The organism is Thalassospira sp. GO-4 (assembly GCF_023588965.1).
Classification (GTDB): domain Bacteria; phylum Pseudomonadota; class Alphaproteobacteria; order Rhodospirillales; family Thalassospiraceae; genus Thalassospira; species Thalassospira povalilytica.
The window spans coordinates 2,922,882-2,939,852 of record NZ_CP097807.1; the positions used below are offsets into that span (position 1 = coordinate 2,922,882).

Here is a 16,971-nt window from a genome sequence, read left to right on the forward strand (position 1 = left end):
TTTAAATTGTCATTTGACCTGCATCGGAATGCCCGCAACGACAAGCGTCACCCGGTCAACCAATGCGGCAATACGTTGATGGAGACGTCCGGCATGATCGCGAAAAGCCCGCGCCATTGCATTTTCCGGGACAATCCCGAAACCGACTTCGTTTGATACCAGCAACACCGGAATGTCCAGCCCAGGCAAGTGATCACAAAGCCGGTCGATTTCAGCATCAATATCGCGATCTTCGAGCATCAGGTTGGTCAGCCACAAGGTCAGGCAATCGACCAGAACCGGTTTGCCGTCCGGCTGATTGCAGGTGTCGAGTGCACCGCAAAGATCAAGCGGTTCCTCGATCGTTTGCCAAAGATCGCCACGCGATTGTTTATGAAGGTCGATGCGGTTGACCATTTCATCATCCCATGCCCGACCGGTCGCGATATATATGCCGCCGCCAGCCGCATTGATGATGTTTTCGGCGAACCGGCTTTTGCCAGATCGCGCACCGCCAAGAATCAGATGTGTCCCGCAAGGCGGGTCAGTCCGGGTCATATTCTATTCCTCGCCATGGCCTCCCACCGAGGCCCGATTGCGTCGCCATCATTTAAGATGATGACACCATTCGGCTGGTTTCCTGGCTGCGGGCATGAAAGCAATCCGCCTTCCCGGTTTCCCGGTGGCTGGTGAATGGCAATACATCCACCCGGATCACCCAACCCGATACAGTTGCGGGGGCAGCATCGGCATCGCACCGATTTCCCATCACCGAACGGTGCGCCGAACCTAACAGGTTTGCCCTTGAACCCAAAGGGCATTCTCTGTCCGGACGGGTCAGCTAACCGGAAGGTCAGTATTTGTAAGAATTGCCTGCTTGAGGCCGGCCCTCCTTTAAGGGAACATAATATTATCAAGCTGGAATTAGAGTGGTAACAAATCACCTTCCAGCAAGATCACCGGGACAAAAAACATCAAAACCGGTGGGCCGCATAATTGCGGCACCAAACTCTTGGGGTTAACTGGAATTTTGCAAAATCAGATGGCAGTTTCTGCACAACTATCGAAAATCCGAAATCCGAACACACCAACCTGGACCACATCCTCGCGCAAGGATATGTGGCTTGGTCTGCTTGAACGCCTGAATTCCGACAATCGGGCCTTTCAGACGTTTCTGGAAGAATATGCGACCGGTGCGGACATTACATTGTCGCGCCGCGATGTGCGCAGCATCTTTGCACTTGATGCTTCCAAAGGGGTGATCGGCACCATCATCTGGTCCCATGCGCGCGGCATCCGCGTCAATGCACTGTCGCTGCTTGTGCGTGATCTGCCGACGCTCATCACGTTGATGTCGATTTCGGATTTCGGCCAGGAAGAATTAAACGAATTGCTTTCCCAGCCGGGGATATCGGTCCCCACCGCCAGCAAAATGCTGTCAGCCTGTGGAAAGACCTATCGCAAGATGCCCGCAGCCATCATTGATGACAACGTCATCCAGGCAATTGAGAATACGGCTCTTTGTGAAGATTTCCCGCATGTCGCCAAATTGCGCAACAAGTCACGCAGCCGCCCGCTGCCCTATTACGAAGCCTATTTGAAAGACGTGACTGCGATCTGTGAAAAGCACGACATTACCGCAGATATGCTTGATCGCTATCTTGCCGAACATGCGCTTGAAGATCTTCCCTTGAATTCCGAACTGCAAACGGCCTGATTGCCGCGGACAGGGCAGTTTACGGCACGGGAATGGTCACGACATCCACATCCTGACGGCATCGTTCCACAGCGGGTCGATGCCGTTTTTATTTTCTGTCAAAATCATCCAAAGCTTTGATTGACCGCGGTGACACGCCAGCCGGGCTGATCCACACCGTCGATATATTCCAGTCTGGTCAGACTTAGCGTATCGATATGAAATGACAATGCCGCTTCAAGTGACAGTCCCAGCGCATTGGCCATGATCGCGCGGATGGTGCCGCCATGGACCACAGCAACAATGTCGCGGCCCGCCCAATAGCTGGTGGCGTGGGTGAAAACCGGACCGACCCGCTCGACCATATCGGCAAAGCTTTCACCATTTGGCGGCTGCTGTCGGGCGAAATCCGTCCAGAATTGTGTGGTTTCGCCTTTCGGAAGGTCGTTCCAGCGCTGAAGCTCCCAGGCCCCGAAATGTTGCTCGGCAAAGCCGCTTTCGCGGGTCGGGGTGATGTCCTCGTCGATCAGTTCCTGAAGCTTGAGCGCGGTATCAAGCGTCCGTGACAGATGGCTGGTCATCCAGACCGCATCGCGGGGCAAGTGCCGCGCCACCGCACGCAGTTTTTTTTCATCAGACAGATCAACCTGCATGTCACTTCGGCCATAGACCAGACGTTCCGGGTTTTGCACCGGCGCATGACGCACCAGCCACCAGCGCGTTGTCTTGATTTTGGTCATGCTTTCCCCGGTTTGTTCGGACATTGGCAGTCAATCATGGTCGTTTTGAGCAATCAGCAAAATTCATGGCTATGCCATTACGGCAATGAATCCGATACCGGCAAACAGTTCGGCACAGACTTGGGTTGCCCCCAACACATCACCGGTCTGGCCACCGATTTGTGATCTGGCAACCATTGCGACGATCAGGATCGCGATCATCACACCGACAATTACCGCAAACATCGCACCGATACCGCCCAATACCAGAACAATAGCGCTGGCAATGGCAAACCCGATCAGAACCGGAAGCCATCCGGGCCGCCCGGCCCCTTTGCCCAGTCCGTTATCCCGCGCTGGCGGCAATATGCGCATAACAACCGGCATTGCCGCACGGGAAATAACCGCCATGATCAGAAACAGGATACCGGCCTGTCCGATATCCGCCGCAGCCGTAATCAGAACCAGCCGCAAACCCAGCGTCAAAATCAGCATGACAACCGCATAGGTCCCGACAGTGCTGTCACGCATGATTTCAAGTTTGCGGTCGCGGTCCATCCCGCCGCCAAAGCCGTCCGCACAGTCGGCAATGCCGTCTTCGTGCATCGCGCCGCTCAGCAACACCATCGCTGCGATGGCAAAGATCGCATAGACAAGGGGGTTTCCCGTCAGAAAATCGACAAGCATCGCCGGCAGCAATGCCAGGCCCGCCAGGACCAGTCCGACAAGTGGCCAGCACCAGACAGATCGCGCGATCAGAGCCGCCCGGAAATCACCAACCGGGGGCAACGGCACCCGGCTGAGCAATGCCATGGCGCGCCAGAAATCGGATAAAACCGATGCATCAACAGACGTTTTATCCGCATCATCACGCCGATCACCTGTCGGTGTATCTGTGCTTTGCATGTTTGTTTCGTTTTGGTTATGATCTTCGGACACCATGAAATTCCGATTTTCGAACTGGCAATCTGTTGCGCATAGGCCTAGTTTGGGGCCGATTTTATTGGGGTTCTTCAGTCTACCGCGAAACCGAAGCTATCCCGGATCCGGGACCGGCAGACCGTTGGCCGATACTGAAACACACCAATTGATTGGTTTCTGACCCTAATCCTTACCATTCCAGAAGCCAAGCGGAACACGCTTTTTGACGATTTGCCGCCAGCCGGAGACCACAATGTTCAATCCCAAGCACCCGCCCCAAAGCCTTGATGAAATTCGCAGTCTTCTCGCCGATTTGCCGGCCGTTGACGCAGAGGCACAAGCTGCTGTTGCCAACCGTGAGCCGACCCTGACCAAACCGGCCGGTTCACTTGGCCGTCTCGAAGATTTCAGCCTTTGGCTGGCAGGCTGGCAGGGAACATCACGCCCGCGGATGTCTCGGCCGCGTGTCACTGTCTTTGCCGGCAGTCATGGCGTTGTGGCACAGGGCGTGTCTGCATTTCCGCCAAGCGTAAATCAGCAGATGGTGGAAAACTTCATCAATGGCGGGGCTGCCATCAACCAGATTTGCAAATCGGTCGATGCGGAACTCCGCGTGATGGAAGTCGCACTTGAAATCCCGACCAACGATTTCAGTCAGGAACCGGCGATGGATGATGAGGGCTGTGCAGAAGCCATGGCCTTTGGCATGAGCGCGATTGAAAAGGGCCTTGATCTTTTTGTGCCGGGCGAAATGGGCATCGGCAACACCACCGCCGCAGCGGCAATTGCCCATGCACTTTATGGCGGCAACGCCGGGGATTGGACCGGGCGGGGAACCGGCATTGATGACGCGACCCTGACACTCAAGACCCGGGTGGTTGGCGATGCCATCATCTTGCATAAAAACCAGATGCATGACGGGCTTGATGTCTTGCGCTGTGTTGGTGGGCGCGAAATCGCCGCCATGGCCGGGGCGATTATTGCTGCGCGCTATTCACGGGTGCCGGTATTGCTTGACGGATATGTTTCCTGTGCGGCGGCGGCGGTTCTGGCCGCCATGCGGCCAGATGCACTTGATCACTGTCTTGTCGGCCATGTTTCAGCAGAGCCGGGCCACATGCGCCTGCTTGAAAAGCTTGGCAAAAAGGCATTGATCGATTTTGGCATGCGCCTTGGCGAGGGGTCGGGTGCAGCATTGGCGATCCCGCTGCTGCGCTCGGCTGCTGAATGCCATAACGGCATGGCGACATTTGAAAAAGCCGGCATTGACGGCAAGGAACAGGCTTAAGCGGCCAAATTGCTTTTCATCGAAGCTTTTCAGACAACCATCATAGTGTCGGGCATCATAGCGTCGGGAAGCCCGGCGCTATTTTTTTGTCCGTTCGCTCATCAATTGTTCAACGTGGCGGCCCTGGAACATGGTGATGTTGATCGAATGGCCGAATTTGATCGCGCGTTCATCGTCGCAACGGCACAGAATCACACGTGTATCACCTGATTCCGCGACTGCTGCGCGCATGGCTTCGCGATGGGCATCATCCATGCTTTCCATATCCGGATCCCAGATCATCTTGATCATATCAACGCCCAGCTTGTTGCGGTTGATATAGGGCAGGGAAAGATGGCTGATACCGTCAATGCAAATGCGATAGCCACGATCACGGCAAAAATCGCGGGCAAAGAAGAAAGCACCCAGATCAGCAAAGATATCAATCTTTTGCAGTTCAAGAACGATGGTGCCCCGCTGACCGGCTTTGACATTGCTGTCAAAGGTCAGGAAATCGGGTGACAGCAAGGTCGACACATTGAGATTGATACTGACCGACCCGGTCACAGACGCATCGTTTGACCGGGTCAAAAGTGACAGCATCCGCCGATCAAGAATTTCCGTCAGATGCTGAAACAGCCAGCGGTTCGACAGAACATTGACATCGGGCAGAAGTGTTTCCTGCAAATCCTTGATTGAAATGAACAATTCATGGAAAACCGGTGTCGGGTTGGCATCCCCGACCACCGCACAGATCGCCTGGCGGCGCATCAGGTTTGACAAGTCGGCACGGCGCAGCGATTCATCAATCCGGCCCAGAATTTTCGGGGTCAGCGGGGCGCGATCATCACCGTAATCGGGATGATCGTTATGGCGCTCGGCCGCCTTGCTGACCACCCGGGGGCGGTTGGCATTGGCACGCACCAGCATCTGTGTCAGATGCAGAAAGTCCTTATATTGCTGTCCGACATCGTAAAAGTCGGTGAAGCTTGCCGGCGCACCGCTTTCATCCTTGCCGTCACTGATCAGCGGATCATCGTTGAACAGGAATTTCAGACGAAAGATGACGGCATTGACCTCGTCAATCTCGGCTGCATCAAAAATGAAAATCAGGTCCTGATTGGACAGGGTAAAGATACGCCCGGTGACTTCCGGCGCGATTTCTTCAAAGGCAACAATCGCCGTGCGAATATGGTGGTCGCGACGGTTAAATGCCTGCAATTTCGAGAAATGCACATGGATAGCACCCACACCTTCCTTGCGCCGCTCAAGGCGTCGCACATAGTCGACCAGAAAGGCTTCGGGCGATGGAAGTGAGCTATCAGACATTAATGCAATAACCAGATTATTGTTTTACCGGAACCAACCCCGATACCAAGCCTGTTCCATAATAGAGCCTGTCGATTAACAGGTTATGTATTTATCATTCATACCTATTGAAACCAAACGTGAAAATCGGACAATTTCAGACATCCGGTAAAACAGATAAGTCGTAGCTTTCCGCCATCCAAGCTGCTAGTTTCAGCCCGATTTGACATGTCAGGTAAAAACATCAATCAACACATAGCGATGATGTAAAACCATTCCAGATTCTTGTTTAAACAAGGGACCCTGTTTAAACAGCCTGATCACAATACATGACCTACTGCGGGATTTCAGAGCGCAATGGATATCAAAGCTTTTTTCGATGCCGAGTTTGACGAGCATCTTGATCTGGTAAACAAAACACGCGAAGCCACCCGCGATGCGTTTGTCGAGCTGGTTGAAATTTGCACCGATGCGCTTAATGACGGTAACAAGCTTCTGTTTTTCGGGAATGGCGGATCAGCTGCGGATGCGCAACATATCGCCACCGAATTCACGGTTCGCTACATCCACGACCGTCGTGCACTGCCGGCGATTGCCCTGACCACTGACAGTTCTGCCCTGACTGCGATCGGCAATGATTTCGGGTTTGACTACCTGTTTTCGCGCCAGATCGAAGCCCTTGGCAATCCTGATGATGTTGCAATCGGCATTTCGACATCGGGCAACAGCAAGAACGTCAATCTTGGTCTGGCCAAGGCCAAGGAAATGGGCCTGATTGCAACCGGCTGGACCGGCAAGACCGGTGGCGACATGGTCGATCTTTGCGATCCGCTGATGATTGTGCCCAGCAACACCACCGCCCGGATCCAGGAAATGCACATTCAGCTCGGTCAGATGCTTGTCGGCGCGCTTGAGCATACCCTTGACCTGACCAAAAAATAATCGGCCCATAGGCTGCCAGAACACAATTCAGAACTACAGAACAAAGATACGAACAAATGACCGATCTCAGCCATCTGGCCCGACAGGTAGAACAACTGACCAACGCCAAGGTCCTGTGCATTGGTGATGTCATGCTTGATCGCTTTGTCTATGGGTCGGTCAATCGTATCTCGCCCGAAGCACCGATCCCGGTCATCCGGGTCGAACGCGAAAGTGCAATGCTTGGCGGGGCGGGCAATGTCGCGCGCAATGCCACCGCCCTAGGCGCATCGGTTCAGTTCCTGACACTTGTCGGAGATGATTTGCCCGGCCGCGAAGTCATGGAATATGTCGCCAATGACAAGGGTGTCGAGCCCTATATCCAGACCGAACGCAACCGGCCGACCACCATCAAAACCCGTTATATCGCAAGCGGCCAGCAATTGTTGCGATCTGACAACGAAACCACATCGGACATCACCCCGACCACCATCAGCAACCTTTCGACCCTTGCAGGCCAACTTGCACCAGATGTGGCGGCAATCATTCTGTCTGATTACGGCAAGGGCGTCTTGCATGCCGATGTGGTTGCCGCGGCGATCAATGCCGCGCGCAAGGCCGGAAAACCGGTCATTGTTGACCCCAAGGGCAGTGATTACAGCATCTATCGCGGGGCAACCGTGGTAACCCCGAACCGCGCCGAAGCACAGGCAGCAACCGGGATTGCCGTCAATAGTGACGAAGAAGCGGTTGCGGCCGCCACCAAGATCATTACCGAATGCGGCATTGATAACGTCCTGCTGACGCGCAGCCAAGATGGCATGACCCTTGTTACCAAAGATGGCGAAGCCATCCACCTGCCGACCGAGGCCCGCGAAGTTTTTGACGTATCGGGGGCCGGTGATACCGTGGTCGCCTGCCTTGCGTCTGCGGTTGCGGCAGGATCAAGCCTTGCCGATGCCGCGCGCATTGCCAATGTTGCGGCGGGCATTGTGGTTGGCAAAATCGGTACGGCCATTGTTTATCCCGACGAGCTGGTATCGGCCCTGCATCACCATGATCTGATGATTGGCGAAGCCAAACTGATGCCGCTTGACCGCATGGTGGATCGCGCAGAACGCTGGCGCCGCAAGGGCTATAAAGTCGGCTTTACCAATGGTTGTTTTGACCTTTTGCATCCGGGCCATCTCAGCCTGCTCAAACAGGCGCGGGCAAATTGTGACCGTCTGATTGTCGGCCTGAATTCCGATGCGTCGGTCAAACGGCTTAAAGGCGAAAGCCGACCGGTCCAGTCCGAAGCCGCCCGCGCAGCCGTTCTCGGGTCGCTTGAAACTGTTAGCGGTGTGGTGATTTTCGGTGAAGATACCCCGATCAATCTGATCGAAGCGATCAAACCTGATATCCTTGTCAAAGGGGCCGATTACACCATCGACAAGGTGGTTGGGGCCGATATTGTGCAAAGCTATGGCGGCAAAGTGGTGCTGGCCAATCTTGAGGACGGTTTTTCGACCACCTCGACCATTGCACGGATGAATGAAGGCAATAGCTGACGTCCATTTTGATGGCTCAGACGTCGCCCATATCCACATCACTTCCCTCAGCCCACGGCATGACATCAAGATGCGGCCAGATGTTTTTCCATCTGGCAACTTTCGCGGCGTAAACCGACGCGATGGGGAGCGCCTTGTTCGGGATGACGCGGCCGTCAAGGGCGGCTTTTACCCCGAACGGCGCATAAAGTCGGTAATCGCCGTCAAGTTCCCTGCGAAGACCGATCGCCGTGGTTTGATAGGCAAAGCGATCAATGCCATCGCTTGCCGATTGAACCGCCCCATATTCCAGACCGAACTTTTGGCGATACCAGATCGGTACCCGGGCCTGGTTTCGAAGCTCGATCCGGATCGGAAGATCCGAAAACAGATCAGCGCATCTGGAAATTGAATGATCCTCCGCATCCCAGCTTGTGTCGGGATCGAAATAAAAAAGATCATAATCCTCAATCCCGGTTTCAGGCGCCTTTCCGGCTTTGAGGTTCCAGACGGTCTGCGCCAGACACCCCGCCGTAAGCCACCAGTCGGTGAAGCCCAGCAATCCGGTACGGTCAAGGATTTCGGCATTAAAACGGTTTTTGAGCACGGCAACTAGAAATTCCGCCCCCCTTGGGCACGCATCAATCGCGCAACCAGCGCTCATAACCCGATCCAAAGTGCCTTGATCAGAACCGGCCAGGCCGCATTGATCAGACAGGCCCCGATATAAAGCGACAATGCCCGGTCAATATCAGCTGCCCCGGCATCGCGCCGGCCCGACCCGATATAGGGATCATCAACGATTTCATCGCCATATTGACGTGGCCCGGCAAGAGCCAGATCAAGGGCGCCGGCAAAGGCTGCTTCCTGCCATCCGGCATTGGGGGATTTATGTTTGCGGGCATCACGCCAAAGCGTCTGCCAGGCAGCTTTACCGCTGGTCTTGGCACCAAGCACGGCGGCCAGACAAATCACGCCCCCGGCAATCCGGGCCGGGATAAAATTGGCAACATCATCAAGCCGCGCTGCGAACCGACCAAAATACAAATACCGTTCGTTGCGGTGACCAATCATCGAATCAAGGGTGTTGATCGCCTTATAGGCGCAAATACCAACCGGTCCGGCGACCACATACCAGAAAAGCGGCGCGACCACCCCGTCCGAGAAGTTTTCAGCACAGCTTTCAATTGCCGCCCGACTGACACCGGCTTCATCAAGCTTGTCCGGGTCACGGCCAACAATCATCGAAACCGCCTTGCGTCCGCCAGCAAGTCCATCGGTTTTAAGGGCTGTCGAGACCGCTTTGACATGTTGATAAAGGCCCTTTTGCGCGATCAGGATCGCCACCAGAAGGATCTCGAACAGCCAGAAGACACCGCCAAAGGCCGACAGAATCTGGATGACACCACCGGCCACCGCTGCCACGAAAATGACCGCCAGACTGGTGACCATGCCGCGCAGGATCAAGTCCGCATTACCAAGCCCCTTGCGATTAAGGCGCTTTTCGAACCACGAAATCAGATTGCCAATCCAGACCACCGGATGGGAAATGCGTGAAAACAACCATGGGAAATCGCCAAAGATCGCGTCCAACACCAGCGCCAGCACCAGTATTGTGAAAAGTGGTCCGGAAAAGCCGGAAGCCGGAATAAGAAAATCTGCAAGATCGGGTTCCATCGGCGCAATGTGCGACTTGCACGGCAAACCGTCAATGCCAATGACACGGGCACGGGCCAAGGCCCTGCTGCGACACCATCATTTGCCAAGCCTGACCCGATTTGATAGAAGAAATTCATACGATTTTTATTTTTATCATACGATTGATCGTCACAACAGCATGCATCCCCCTAAGACCACACCGCCCCACAAGATATTCGATATCAACGACCCGCCCGCCCACCATAAGTAGTATTTTCGCCTCTGATCCCGCCTTCGATATTTCTTCTGTTACCTGCCGCTTGCATTCCGCAGGCCAATCGGTGAAAACGGGGGTGGCATCGGGTACCGCGATGGCAAAAGTCATCGCGAAGAACACCAAAAGAGAGACAAAGGAGCAGCCTTTTATGTCCCCCAAAGGCGCAGTAATGATTTGCGGTCACGGTTCGCGTGATGAACGCGCGGTTTCACAGTTCAACGCCATGGTTGAAACGATGAAACAGACCCATCTGGCCGACTACGATGTCGAAAGCGGCTTTCTCGAATTTGCGCACCCGATCCTGCGTGACGGCTTTGAAAAGCTCAAAGCCATGGGCCACAAAAAGATCTATGCCCTTCCGGGTATGCTGTTTGCCGCCGGCCATGTCAAAAATGACCTGCCGAGCGAAGTAAACAATTTCGCCCATGACAATCCCGATATCGATGTCAAATTCGGTCGTGATCTGGCGATTGATCCCAAACTTCTGATCGCGGCCAAAGACCGTATCGAAGAAGCCCTTGCCGATGCGGATGACAGCGTATCGCGCAAAGAAACCCTTCTGATGGTCGTCGGGCGGGGCACCAATGACCCGGATGCCAATTCAAACGTTTATAAAGTTGCCCGCATGCTTCAGGAAGGCATGGGATTTGGCCGTACCGAAATCAGCTATTCCGGTGTTGCCCATCCGCGCGTGAATGCGGGTCTGCGCGAAGCCATGAAACTGGGCTACAAACGCGTTGTGGTTTTCCCCTATTTCCTGTTTGCGGGTATCCTGATCGACCGTATCTATACCCACACCGACGAAGTCGCAGCCGAGTTCGGCGATGTCGAATTCATCAAGGCCGGTTACCTTAAAGATCACCCGATGGTGCTTGAAAGCTTTGCCGAGCGCCTGGCCGAGATTGACACCGGCGACAACAATATGAACTGCCAGCTGTGCAAATATCGCGAGCAGATCATCGGCTTTGAAGGTGATGTTGGCACCCCGCAGGTCGGCCACCACCATCATGTGATGGGGATCGGCACCGACGGGCACAGCCATGGTCATAGCCACGGCCATCATCACCATCATGGTCACGGACACAGTCACGGGCACCACCACGGCCATAGCCACGATCACGGTCATGACCACGCACATGATCACAGCCATAATCACGACCATGGGCACAGCCATTCCCATGATCATGGTGATGCGAACAAATCGACCGGTTCCTGACCGGTCGATCCCCGAGTTCTGAAAGGCGCGGCAATGTTTGACTATCTGCGTGATCCGCAGGAAATCTATGCCAAAAGCTTTGCCACGATCGAGGCCGAGGCAGACCTTGCGCGCTTTTCAGAGACCGAGCGTCCTGTTGCCATCCGTATCATCCATGCCTGTGGCATGGTCGAAATGGCGGGTCAGATCGTCTTTGGCGGTGATCTTTGTGGAGCCGCCACACAGGCATTACGAACAGGCAAACCCGTCCTTTGTGATGCGGAAATGGTCCGCCATGGCATCATTTCCCGCCTTTTGCCCGCGGAAAACCCGGTTTTGTGCACGTTGAATGATGGTGATACCCACGGCCTTGCAGCCCAGCTTGGCACCACCCGGTCTGCCGCCGCGGTCGAGGCATGGGCTAATCATATCGAAGGCGCAATAATCGCGATCGGCAATGCGCCCACCGCCCTTTTCCATGTGCTCGAAGCCATTCACAACGGCCGACTGCCAAAGCCCGCCGCAATCATCGGCATGCCGGTCGGATTTGTCGGAGCGGCTGAAAGCAAGGATGCCCTGATCGAACATGCCGGGGATATTCCCTTTGTCACCTTACGCGGCCGGTTTGGCGGCAGTGCGGTGACCGCCGCCACAGTCAATGCATTGGCGCGCCTTGCACGTGATGACGAAACGACACCCGATGGCACCCTTGATCGCAAGAAGGCGGGCCTGTCATGAATGAACAATCCCCACTTAACGGGCGCATCACAGTGATCGGCATCGGTGAAGACGGCTATGACGGCCTGTCGCCGATGGCGCGCAAAATCATTGAAAATGCCCGCATCATTTTTGGCGGTACTCGCCATATCGCCATGTTGCCCGGGTCCAACACCGCAACCCAAAACAAATGGATCACACCATTTGAAGCCAACCTGCCGCTGATCGAAGATTGCCTTGATCAGAACCCTGTGGTTCTGGCCAGTGGCGATCCGATGTATTTCGGGGTTGGCAATACACTGATTAAATATTTCGGACCCGAACCGATATATGCGATCCCGTCCCCATCAAGCATTTCACTGGCCGCATCGCGGCTTGGCTGGCCATTGGCTGAATGCGATGTGATTACCCTGCACGGACGGGAACCCGAAACCCTGCGCGCCCATTTGCGCCCGCATGGCAAACTGATTGCACTAAGTGCCGACGGGTCAACCCCGGCACTGGTCGCGGTCATGCTGTGCGAAGCCGGTTTTGATCAAAGCCGCATGTCGGTTTGCGAACGCCTTGGTGGCCCCGAAGAACGGATTACCACCCAGACGGCGCGCACCTGGCAATCAACCGCCACTTCGATGCCTGATGTCAAATCGGTCGATCCGCTTAATCTGATCATGATTGATCTTGAAGCCGGCCCCAAAGCCAATCCGTTACCCATGGGACCGGGTTTGCCCGATGATGCATTCATTCATGATGGTATGATCACCAAATCGGAAATCCGTGCACAAACGCTTTCTTCCCTTGCGCCGTTTGCCGGGGGTGTTTTGTGGGATCTGGGGGCCGGATGCGGTTCGATTTCCATTGAATGGATGCGATTGCGGGGCAAGGCGGTTGCGATTGAACGTGACGCTGAACGTTGTGCAATGATCAAAAAGAATGCGCTTCGTCTGGGCGTACCGGGACTGGTCATTGAACAAAGCACGATTGAAGATGCAATCGCCTTTGCTGACCGCTTGCCAAGGCCTGACGCCATTTTTATTGGCGGCGGGATCACCAGTGACGGGTTGCTTGAAGCCTGCTGGAAACTGCTTCCTGCACATGGACGGCTGGTGGCCAATACGGTCACGCTGGAAGGCGAAGAAAAATTATTACGATTTTATAATGAAAACGGTGGCACGCTGTCGCGCCTGTCGGTATCCCGATTGGTTCCGCGCGGCAATTTCAGGGGCTGGAGCAACCTTGCCCCCGTCACCCATTACCTCGGAGTAAAAGCATGAGCAGTGCGGATCTTCCCGCATCAAACGACCTTCCGGTTGCCGGAACCGCCTATGGGCTTGGCATCGGACCGGGGGAGCCCGATCTGATCACGCTTAAGGCCTATAACATCCTGCAACAGGCCGATGTGATTGCCTATCCCGCGCTTGAAGACGGTGTCAGTCTGGCCCGCCAGATCGTCGATCCGCACATTCCCGAAGGCCGGATTGAAATCGCCATCCGCATTGAAATGGGCAAACCCGCCGACCCGATCTATGACACCGCCGCCATCGAGATTGGCGAATATCTTGCGGCGGGCAAAACCGTTGCCGTGCTGTGCGAAGGCGATCCGTTCTTTTATGGCAGCTTCATGTATCTGTTTGGCCGCCTGGCCGAGGCCGGATATCCGGTCAAAACCGTGCCCGGCGTCAGTTCCATGATGGCCTGTGCCGCCCAGCTTGGCGCGCCGCTTGCCGCCAAGAACGATGTTTTGCAAGTCATCCCCGGTCCGCTTGATGCAGATCGCCTGCGCACCCAGCTTGCCAATACCGATGCGGCTGCCATCATCAAGCTTGGCCGTCATTTCGCCAAAGTGCGTGAAGTCATCAACGAGCTTGGCCTGACAGATCGGGCGCGCTACATCGAACGCGCCACCCTTGAAACCCAGAAAATGGTGCCGCTGGCCGATCTTCCGGCTGATGCCAAGGCACCGTATTTTTCCATGATCCTGATCCACCGTCGCGGAGACGCATGGCGATGACCGCCCATAACAGCTCGAACAGCCCGGCATTGCCGACCAACCCCATTGCCCCGATAGCGGTGATTTGCCTGACGCAGCGCGCCCTTCCGACCGCGCGCAAAATCGCCAGCAACCTTCAGGGTGCCAGCGTCCATGGCCTGCGCACCCGCGTATCGGTCAAGGATGTCGATATTGCCTTTGACGATACCATTGCGCATCTGCAACAAACTTTTTCATCTGATCACGTGATCATCGGCGTCTGTGCCGCCGGCATTCTGATCCGCGCCCTTGCGCCGCTTCTGGCAGGCAAGTGGCAAGATGCGGCCGTCATTGCCGTTGACGAAGCCGGTGATACTTTCATCCCGCTTTTGGGCGGGCATCATGGCGGCAACCGCCTTGCCCGTGATCTGGCCGAACGGCTTGGCGGCAATGCTGCAATCACCACGCCGGGCGATGCGATGCTGGGTCTTGCCCTTGATGAACCGCCCGCGGGCTGGAAACTGGGTACGCCCGAAACTGTCAAACCGACCACCGCCGCCCTTTTGGCTGGCGCATCGGCACGGATTGAGGTCGAAGCAGGATCAAGCGCCTGGCTGACCAACAGTGCCATTTCCCAATCTGAGGATGGCAGCGTATTGATCACTGCCACCGCCCGCGAGGGCGCCGATGACGATGCGATCAGTGATGGCGCAGAAACCGCAATCACCTATCACCCGCCGGTTCTTGCCCTTGGGGTTGGTTGTGAACGCGGCTGCCCGGTTGACGATCTTTATGACCTTGTCATGGAAACACTGGCCGGTCAGTGCCTGAGCCCGAAGGCCATCGCCTGTGTCAGTTCGATTGACCTTAAGGCCGACGAAGCGGCTGTGCATGAACTGGCCCGCCGTCTTGGCGTTCCGGCCCGGTTCTTTGATGCCCAAACCCTTGAAGCCGAGGCAAATCGTCTTGTAACGCCTTCTGATGTTGTCTTTGCCGAAACCGGCTGTCACGGCGTTGCCGAGGGTGCGGCCCTTGCCACCGTCGGCCCGAATGGCAAGCTGATCGTGCCCAAGCACAAAACCAAGAAATCCACCTGTGCCATTGCCCTGTCACAGGATGACATCATCCCCGAGCAGGTTGGCAAGGCACAGGGAAAATTGTCGATTGTCGGCATTGGCCCGGGTCAGATCGGCTGGCGCAGTCCGGAGGCCACCGCCCTGATCGGTCGCACGACCGATATCGTTGGTTATCAGATGTATCTTGATTTGCTGGGATCGCTGATTGATGGCAAGGATTGCCACCATTCCGACCTTGGCGCCGAAGAGGCCCGTGCGCGCCATGCCCTTGAACTGGCTGCAACCGGCAAGGATGTTGCCCTGATCGGATCGGGGGATGCGGGTATCTATGCGCTTGCCACCCTGGTGTTCGAGTTGCTGGACCGCGAAGATCGCGCCGACTGGAACCGGGTTGCGGTTCAGGTTTCCCCGGGCATTTCCGCCCTTCAGGCTGCGGCATCGCGTATTGGTGCGCCGCTGGGGCATGATTTCTGTGCGATTTCGCTCTCGGATCTTTTGACCCCGCGTGAAGATATCCTGCGCCGTCTTAAGGCCGCGGGCGAGGGCGACTTTGTCATTGCCTTCTATAACCCGGTATCCAAACGCCGCCGCGACTTGCTGGCCGTTGCACGTGATATCCTGCTTAAACACCGACCGGCTGATACCCCGGTGGTTCTTGGCCGTCAGCTGGGCCGCCCGGACGAGGAAATCACGGTCGTTCCGCTTTCGAAACTTGAAGTCGACATGGTGGATATGCTGACCACGGTTCTGGTCGGATCAAGCAACAGCCGCCACATCACGCGCGGTGAAAATGAATGGGTTTATACCCCGCGTGGCTATGCCAAAAAGGGCCCGGATGCGGCCAAGGCGCCGGTTCTCAGCACCTCGAAAAACGACAAGGCAGATTAATGACTGTTCATTTTATTGGCGCCGGCCCCGGTGCCCCGGACCTGATCACCGTACGCGGTTTGCGTCTGATTGAAAAATGCCCGGTCTGTCTTTATGCCGGATCGTTGGTGCCCGAAGAAATCGTCACAAGCGCACCAGAAGGCGCACGCGTGATTGATACCGCCTCGATGCATCTTGATGAAATCATCGCCGAGATTGAAACAGCCCACGCCAAGGGTCAGGACGTGGCGCGTGTGCATTCCGGTGATCCGTCGATTTACGGGGCAATTGCCGAACAGATCCGTCGCCTGGATGATCTTGGCATTCCCTATGACATCACCCCGGGTGTTTCGGCCTATGCTGCGGTTGCGGCTGAAATCGGTGCAGAACTGACCCTGCCCGATATTTCGCAAACCGTGATCCTGACCCGTACCGCCATGCGGTCATCGGCGATGCCCGACGGCGAAAGTCTTGCCGAACTTGGCAAAGCACGGGCCACCCTTGCCGTGCATCTGTCGATCAACAATCTGGCCAATGTGGTGCGTGATCTGACTCCGCATTACGGGGAAGAATGCCCGGTGGTGATTGCCTATCGCGCCACCTGGCCCGATCAGCAATATATCTTTGGCACCCTTGGTGATATCCGCGCCAAGGTCAAAGGAAGCGGCATTACCCGCACGGCACTGATCATGGTCGGTGAAGTGTTCGGGCGAAAGGATTTCACCGATTCCCGGCTTTATGCCGCCGACCATACCCATGTGTTGCGCCCGGCCAAGGCATGACACCGACCGGGCGGACGCCAAGTCCGCCCGTTTTTTGACCAAACACCCCAAGCGCCGAGTTTATTTTTTCAGCACAACAGATTTTTGCCGAAAAATCTGTCATTTCAACCCTG

16 protein-coding genes and 1 riboswitch are annotated in these 16,971 nt (G+C 55.7%); of the genes, 10 read left to right on the forward strand and 6 right to left on the reverse strand.

Features of this window, described 5'->3' with window-relative positions; all coding sequences use genetic code 11:
• Positions 1–9: 9 nt before the first annotated feature.
• Positions 10–537, reverse strand: coding sequence for a bifunctional adenosylcobinamide kinase/adenosylcobinamide-phosphate guanylyltransferase (gene cobU / locus M9H61_RS13480; protein ID WP_206926397.1), 528 nt, complete (start codon positions 535–537; stop codon positions 10–12).
• Between the two features lie 54 nt (positions 538–591).
• Positions 592–782: riboswitch (cobalamin riboswitch) on the reverse strand.
• Between the two features lie 239 nt (positions 783–1,021).
• On the opposite strand from cobU, the gene M9H61_RS13485 reads away from it, so the two are divergent.
• A complete protein-coding gene (locus tag M9H61_RS13485) occupies positions 1,022–1,696 on the forward strand; it encodes a hypothetical protein (RefSeq protein ID WP_101246804.1) in 675 nt (224 codons plus the stop codon).
• A gap of 104 nt (positions 1,697–1,800) precedes the next feature.
• Here M9H61_RS13485 and M9H61_RS13490 read toward each other — a convergent pair whose 3' ends face one another.
• Complete coding sequence (locus tag M9H61_RS13490; RefSeq protein ID WP_250280993.1) at positions 1,801–2,439, reverse strand: histidine phosphatase family protein; 639 nt, start codon at positions 2,437–2,439, stop codon at positions 1,801–1,803.
• Between the two features lie 45 nt (positions 2,440–2,484).
• Positions 2,485–3,300, reverse strand: a complete 816-nt coding sequence (gene cobS / locus M9H61_RS13495; RefSeq protein WP_250280995.1) for an adenosylcobinamide-GDP ribazoletransferase — start codon at positions 3,298–3,300, stop codon at positions 2,485–2,487.
• Positions 3,301–3,568: 268 nt separating this feature from the next.
• Between cobS and cobT the strand changes: the two genes are divergently transcribed.
• A complete protein-coding gene (cobT, locus tag M9H61_RS13500) occupies positions 3,569–4,603 on the forward strand; it encodes a nicotinate-nucleotide--dimethylbenzimidazole phosphoribosyltransferase (RefSeq protein ID WP_250280999.1) in 1,035 nt (344 codons plus the stop codon).
• 78 nt (positions 4,604–4,681) lie between these two features.
• Here the strand turns inward: cobT and M9H61_RS13505 are convergent, their stop codons facing one another.
• Positions 4,682–5,911: a hypothetical protein gene (locus M9H61_RS13505; protein WP_101246801.1), complete on the reverse strand. Its 1,230-nt coding sequence runs from the start codon at positions 5,909–5,911 to the stop codon at positions 4,682–4,684.
• 336 nt (positions 5,912–6,247) lie between these two features.
• On the opposite strand from M9H61_RS13505, the gene M9H61_RS13510 reads away from it, so the two are divergent.
• Positions 6,248–6,832 (forward strand): D-sedoheptulose 7-phosphate isomerase, encoded by a 585-nt coding sequence (locus M9H61_RS13510; RefSeq protein WP_250281000.1) that lies wholly within the window; start codon positions 6,248–6,250, stop codon positions 6,830–6,832.
• Between the two features lie 56 nt (positions 6,833–6,888).
• Positions 6,889–8,361 carry a D-glycero-beta-D-manno-heptose-7-phosphate kinase gene (gene rfaE1 / locus M9H61_RS13515; RefSeq protein ID WP_114112191.1) on the forward strand — a complete coding sequence of 491 codons (1,473 nt, stop codon included), beginning with the start codon at positions 6,889–6,891 and terminating at the stop codon, positions 8,359–8,361.
• Positions 8,362–8,377: 16 nt separating this feature from the next.
• Here the strand turns inward: rfaE1 and M9H61_RS13520 are convergent, their stop codons facing one another.
• Positions 8,378–9,004: a nucleotidyltransferase family protein gene (locus M9H61_RS13520; protein ID WP_250281002.1), complete on the reverse strand. Its 627-nt coding sequence runs from the start codon at positions 9,002–9,004 to the stop codon at positions 8,378–8,380.
• A complete protein-coding gene (gene cbiB / locus M9H61_RS13525; protein ID WP_250281005.1) occupies positions 9,001–10,077 on the reverse strand; it encodes an adenosylcobinamide-phosphate synthase CbiB in 1,077 nt (358 codons plus the stop codon). Before cbiB ends, M9H61_RS13520 begins: the two co-directional genes overlap by 4 nt.
• A gap of 326 nt (positions 10,078–10,403) precedes the next feature.
• Between cbiB and M9H61_RS13530 the strand changes: the two genes are divergently transcribed.
• Genes M9H61_RS13530 through cobM form a run of 6 tightly spaced genes read left to right on the forward strand, consistent with a single transcriptional unit; the run spans position 10,404 to position 16,858 of the window.
• The gene (locus M9H61_RS13530; RefSeq protein WP_206926405.1) at positions 10,404–11,471 is read left to right on the forward strand and encodes a sirohydrochlorin chelatase; all 1,068 of its coding nucleotides are present in this window, start codon (positions 10,404–10,406) and stop codon (positions 11,469–11,471) included.
• Positions 11,472–11,504: 33 nt separating this feature from the next.
• Positions 11,505–12,188: a precorrin-8X methylmutase gene (locus M9H61_RS13535; protein ID WP_250281007.1), complete on the forward strand. Its 684-nt coding sequence runs from the start codon at positions 11,505–11,507 to the stop codon at positions 12,186–12,188.
• A complete protein-coding gene (gene cbiE, locus M9H61_RS13540) occupies positions 12,185–13,438 on the forward strand; it encodes a precorrin-6y C5,15-methyltransferase (decarboxylating) subunit CbiE (RefSeq protein WP_250281010.1) in 1,254 nt (417 codons plus the stop codon). The genes M9H61_RS13535 and cbiE overlap by 4 nt, the downstream gene beginning before the upstream one ends.
• Entirely contained in the window at positions 13,435–14,175 is a 741-nt protein-coding gene (gene cobI, locus M9H61_RS13545) for a precorrin-2 C(20)-methyltransferase (protein ID WP_250281012.1), read from the forward strand. Before cbiE ends, cobI begins: the two co-directional genes overlap by 4 nt.
• Entirely contained in the window at positions 14,172–16,097 is a 1,926-nt protein-coding gene (cobJ, locus tag M9H61_RS13550) for a precorrin-3B C(17)-methyltransferase (protein WP_371922188.1), read from the forward strand. Before cobI ends, cobJ begins: the two co-directional genes overlap by 4 nt.
• A complete protein-coding gene (gene cobM, locus M9H61_RS13555; protein ID WP_101246792.1) occupies positions 16,097–16,858 on the forward strand; it encodes a precorrin-4 C(11)-methyltransferase in 762 nt (253 codons plus the stop codon). Before cobJ ends, cobM begins: the two co-directional genes overlap by 1 nt.
• Positions 16,859–16,971: the final 113 nt, after the last annotated feature.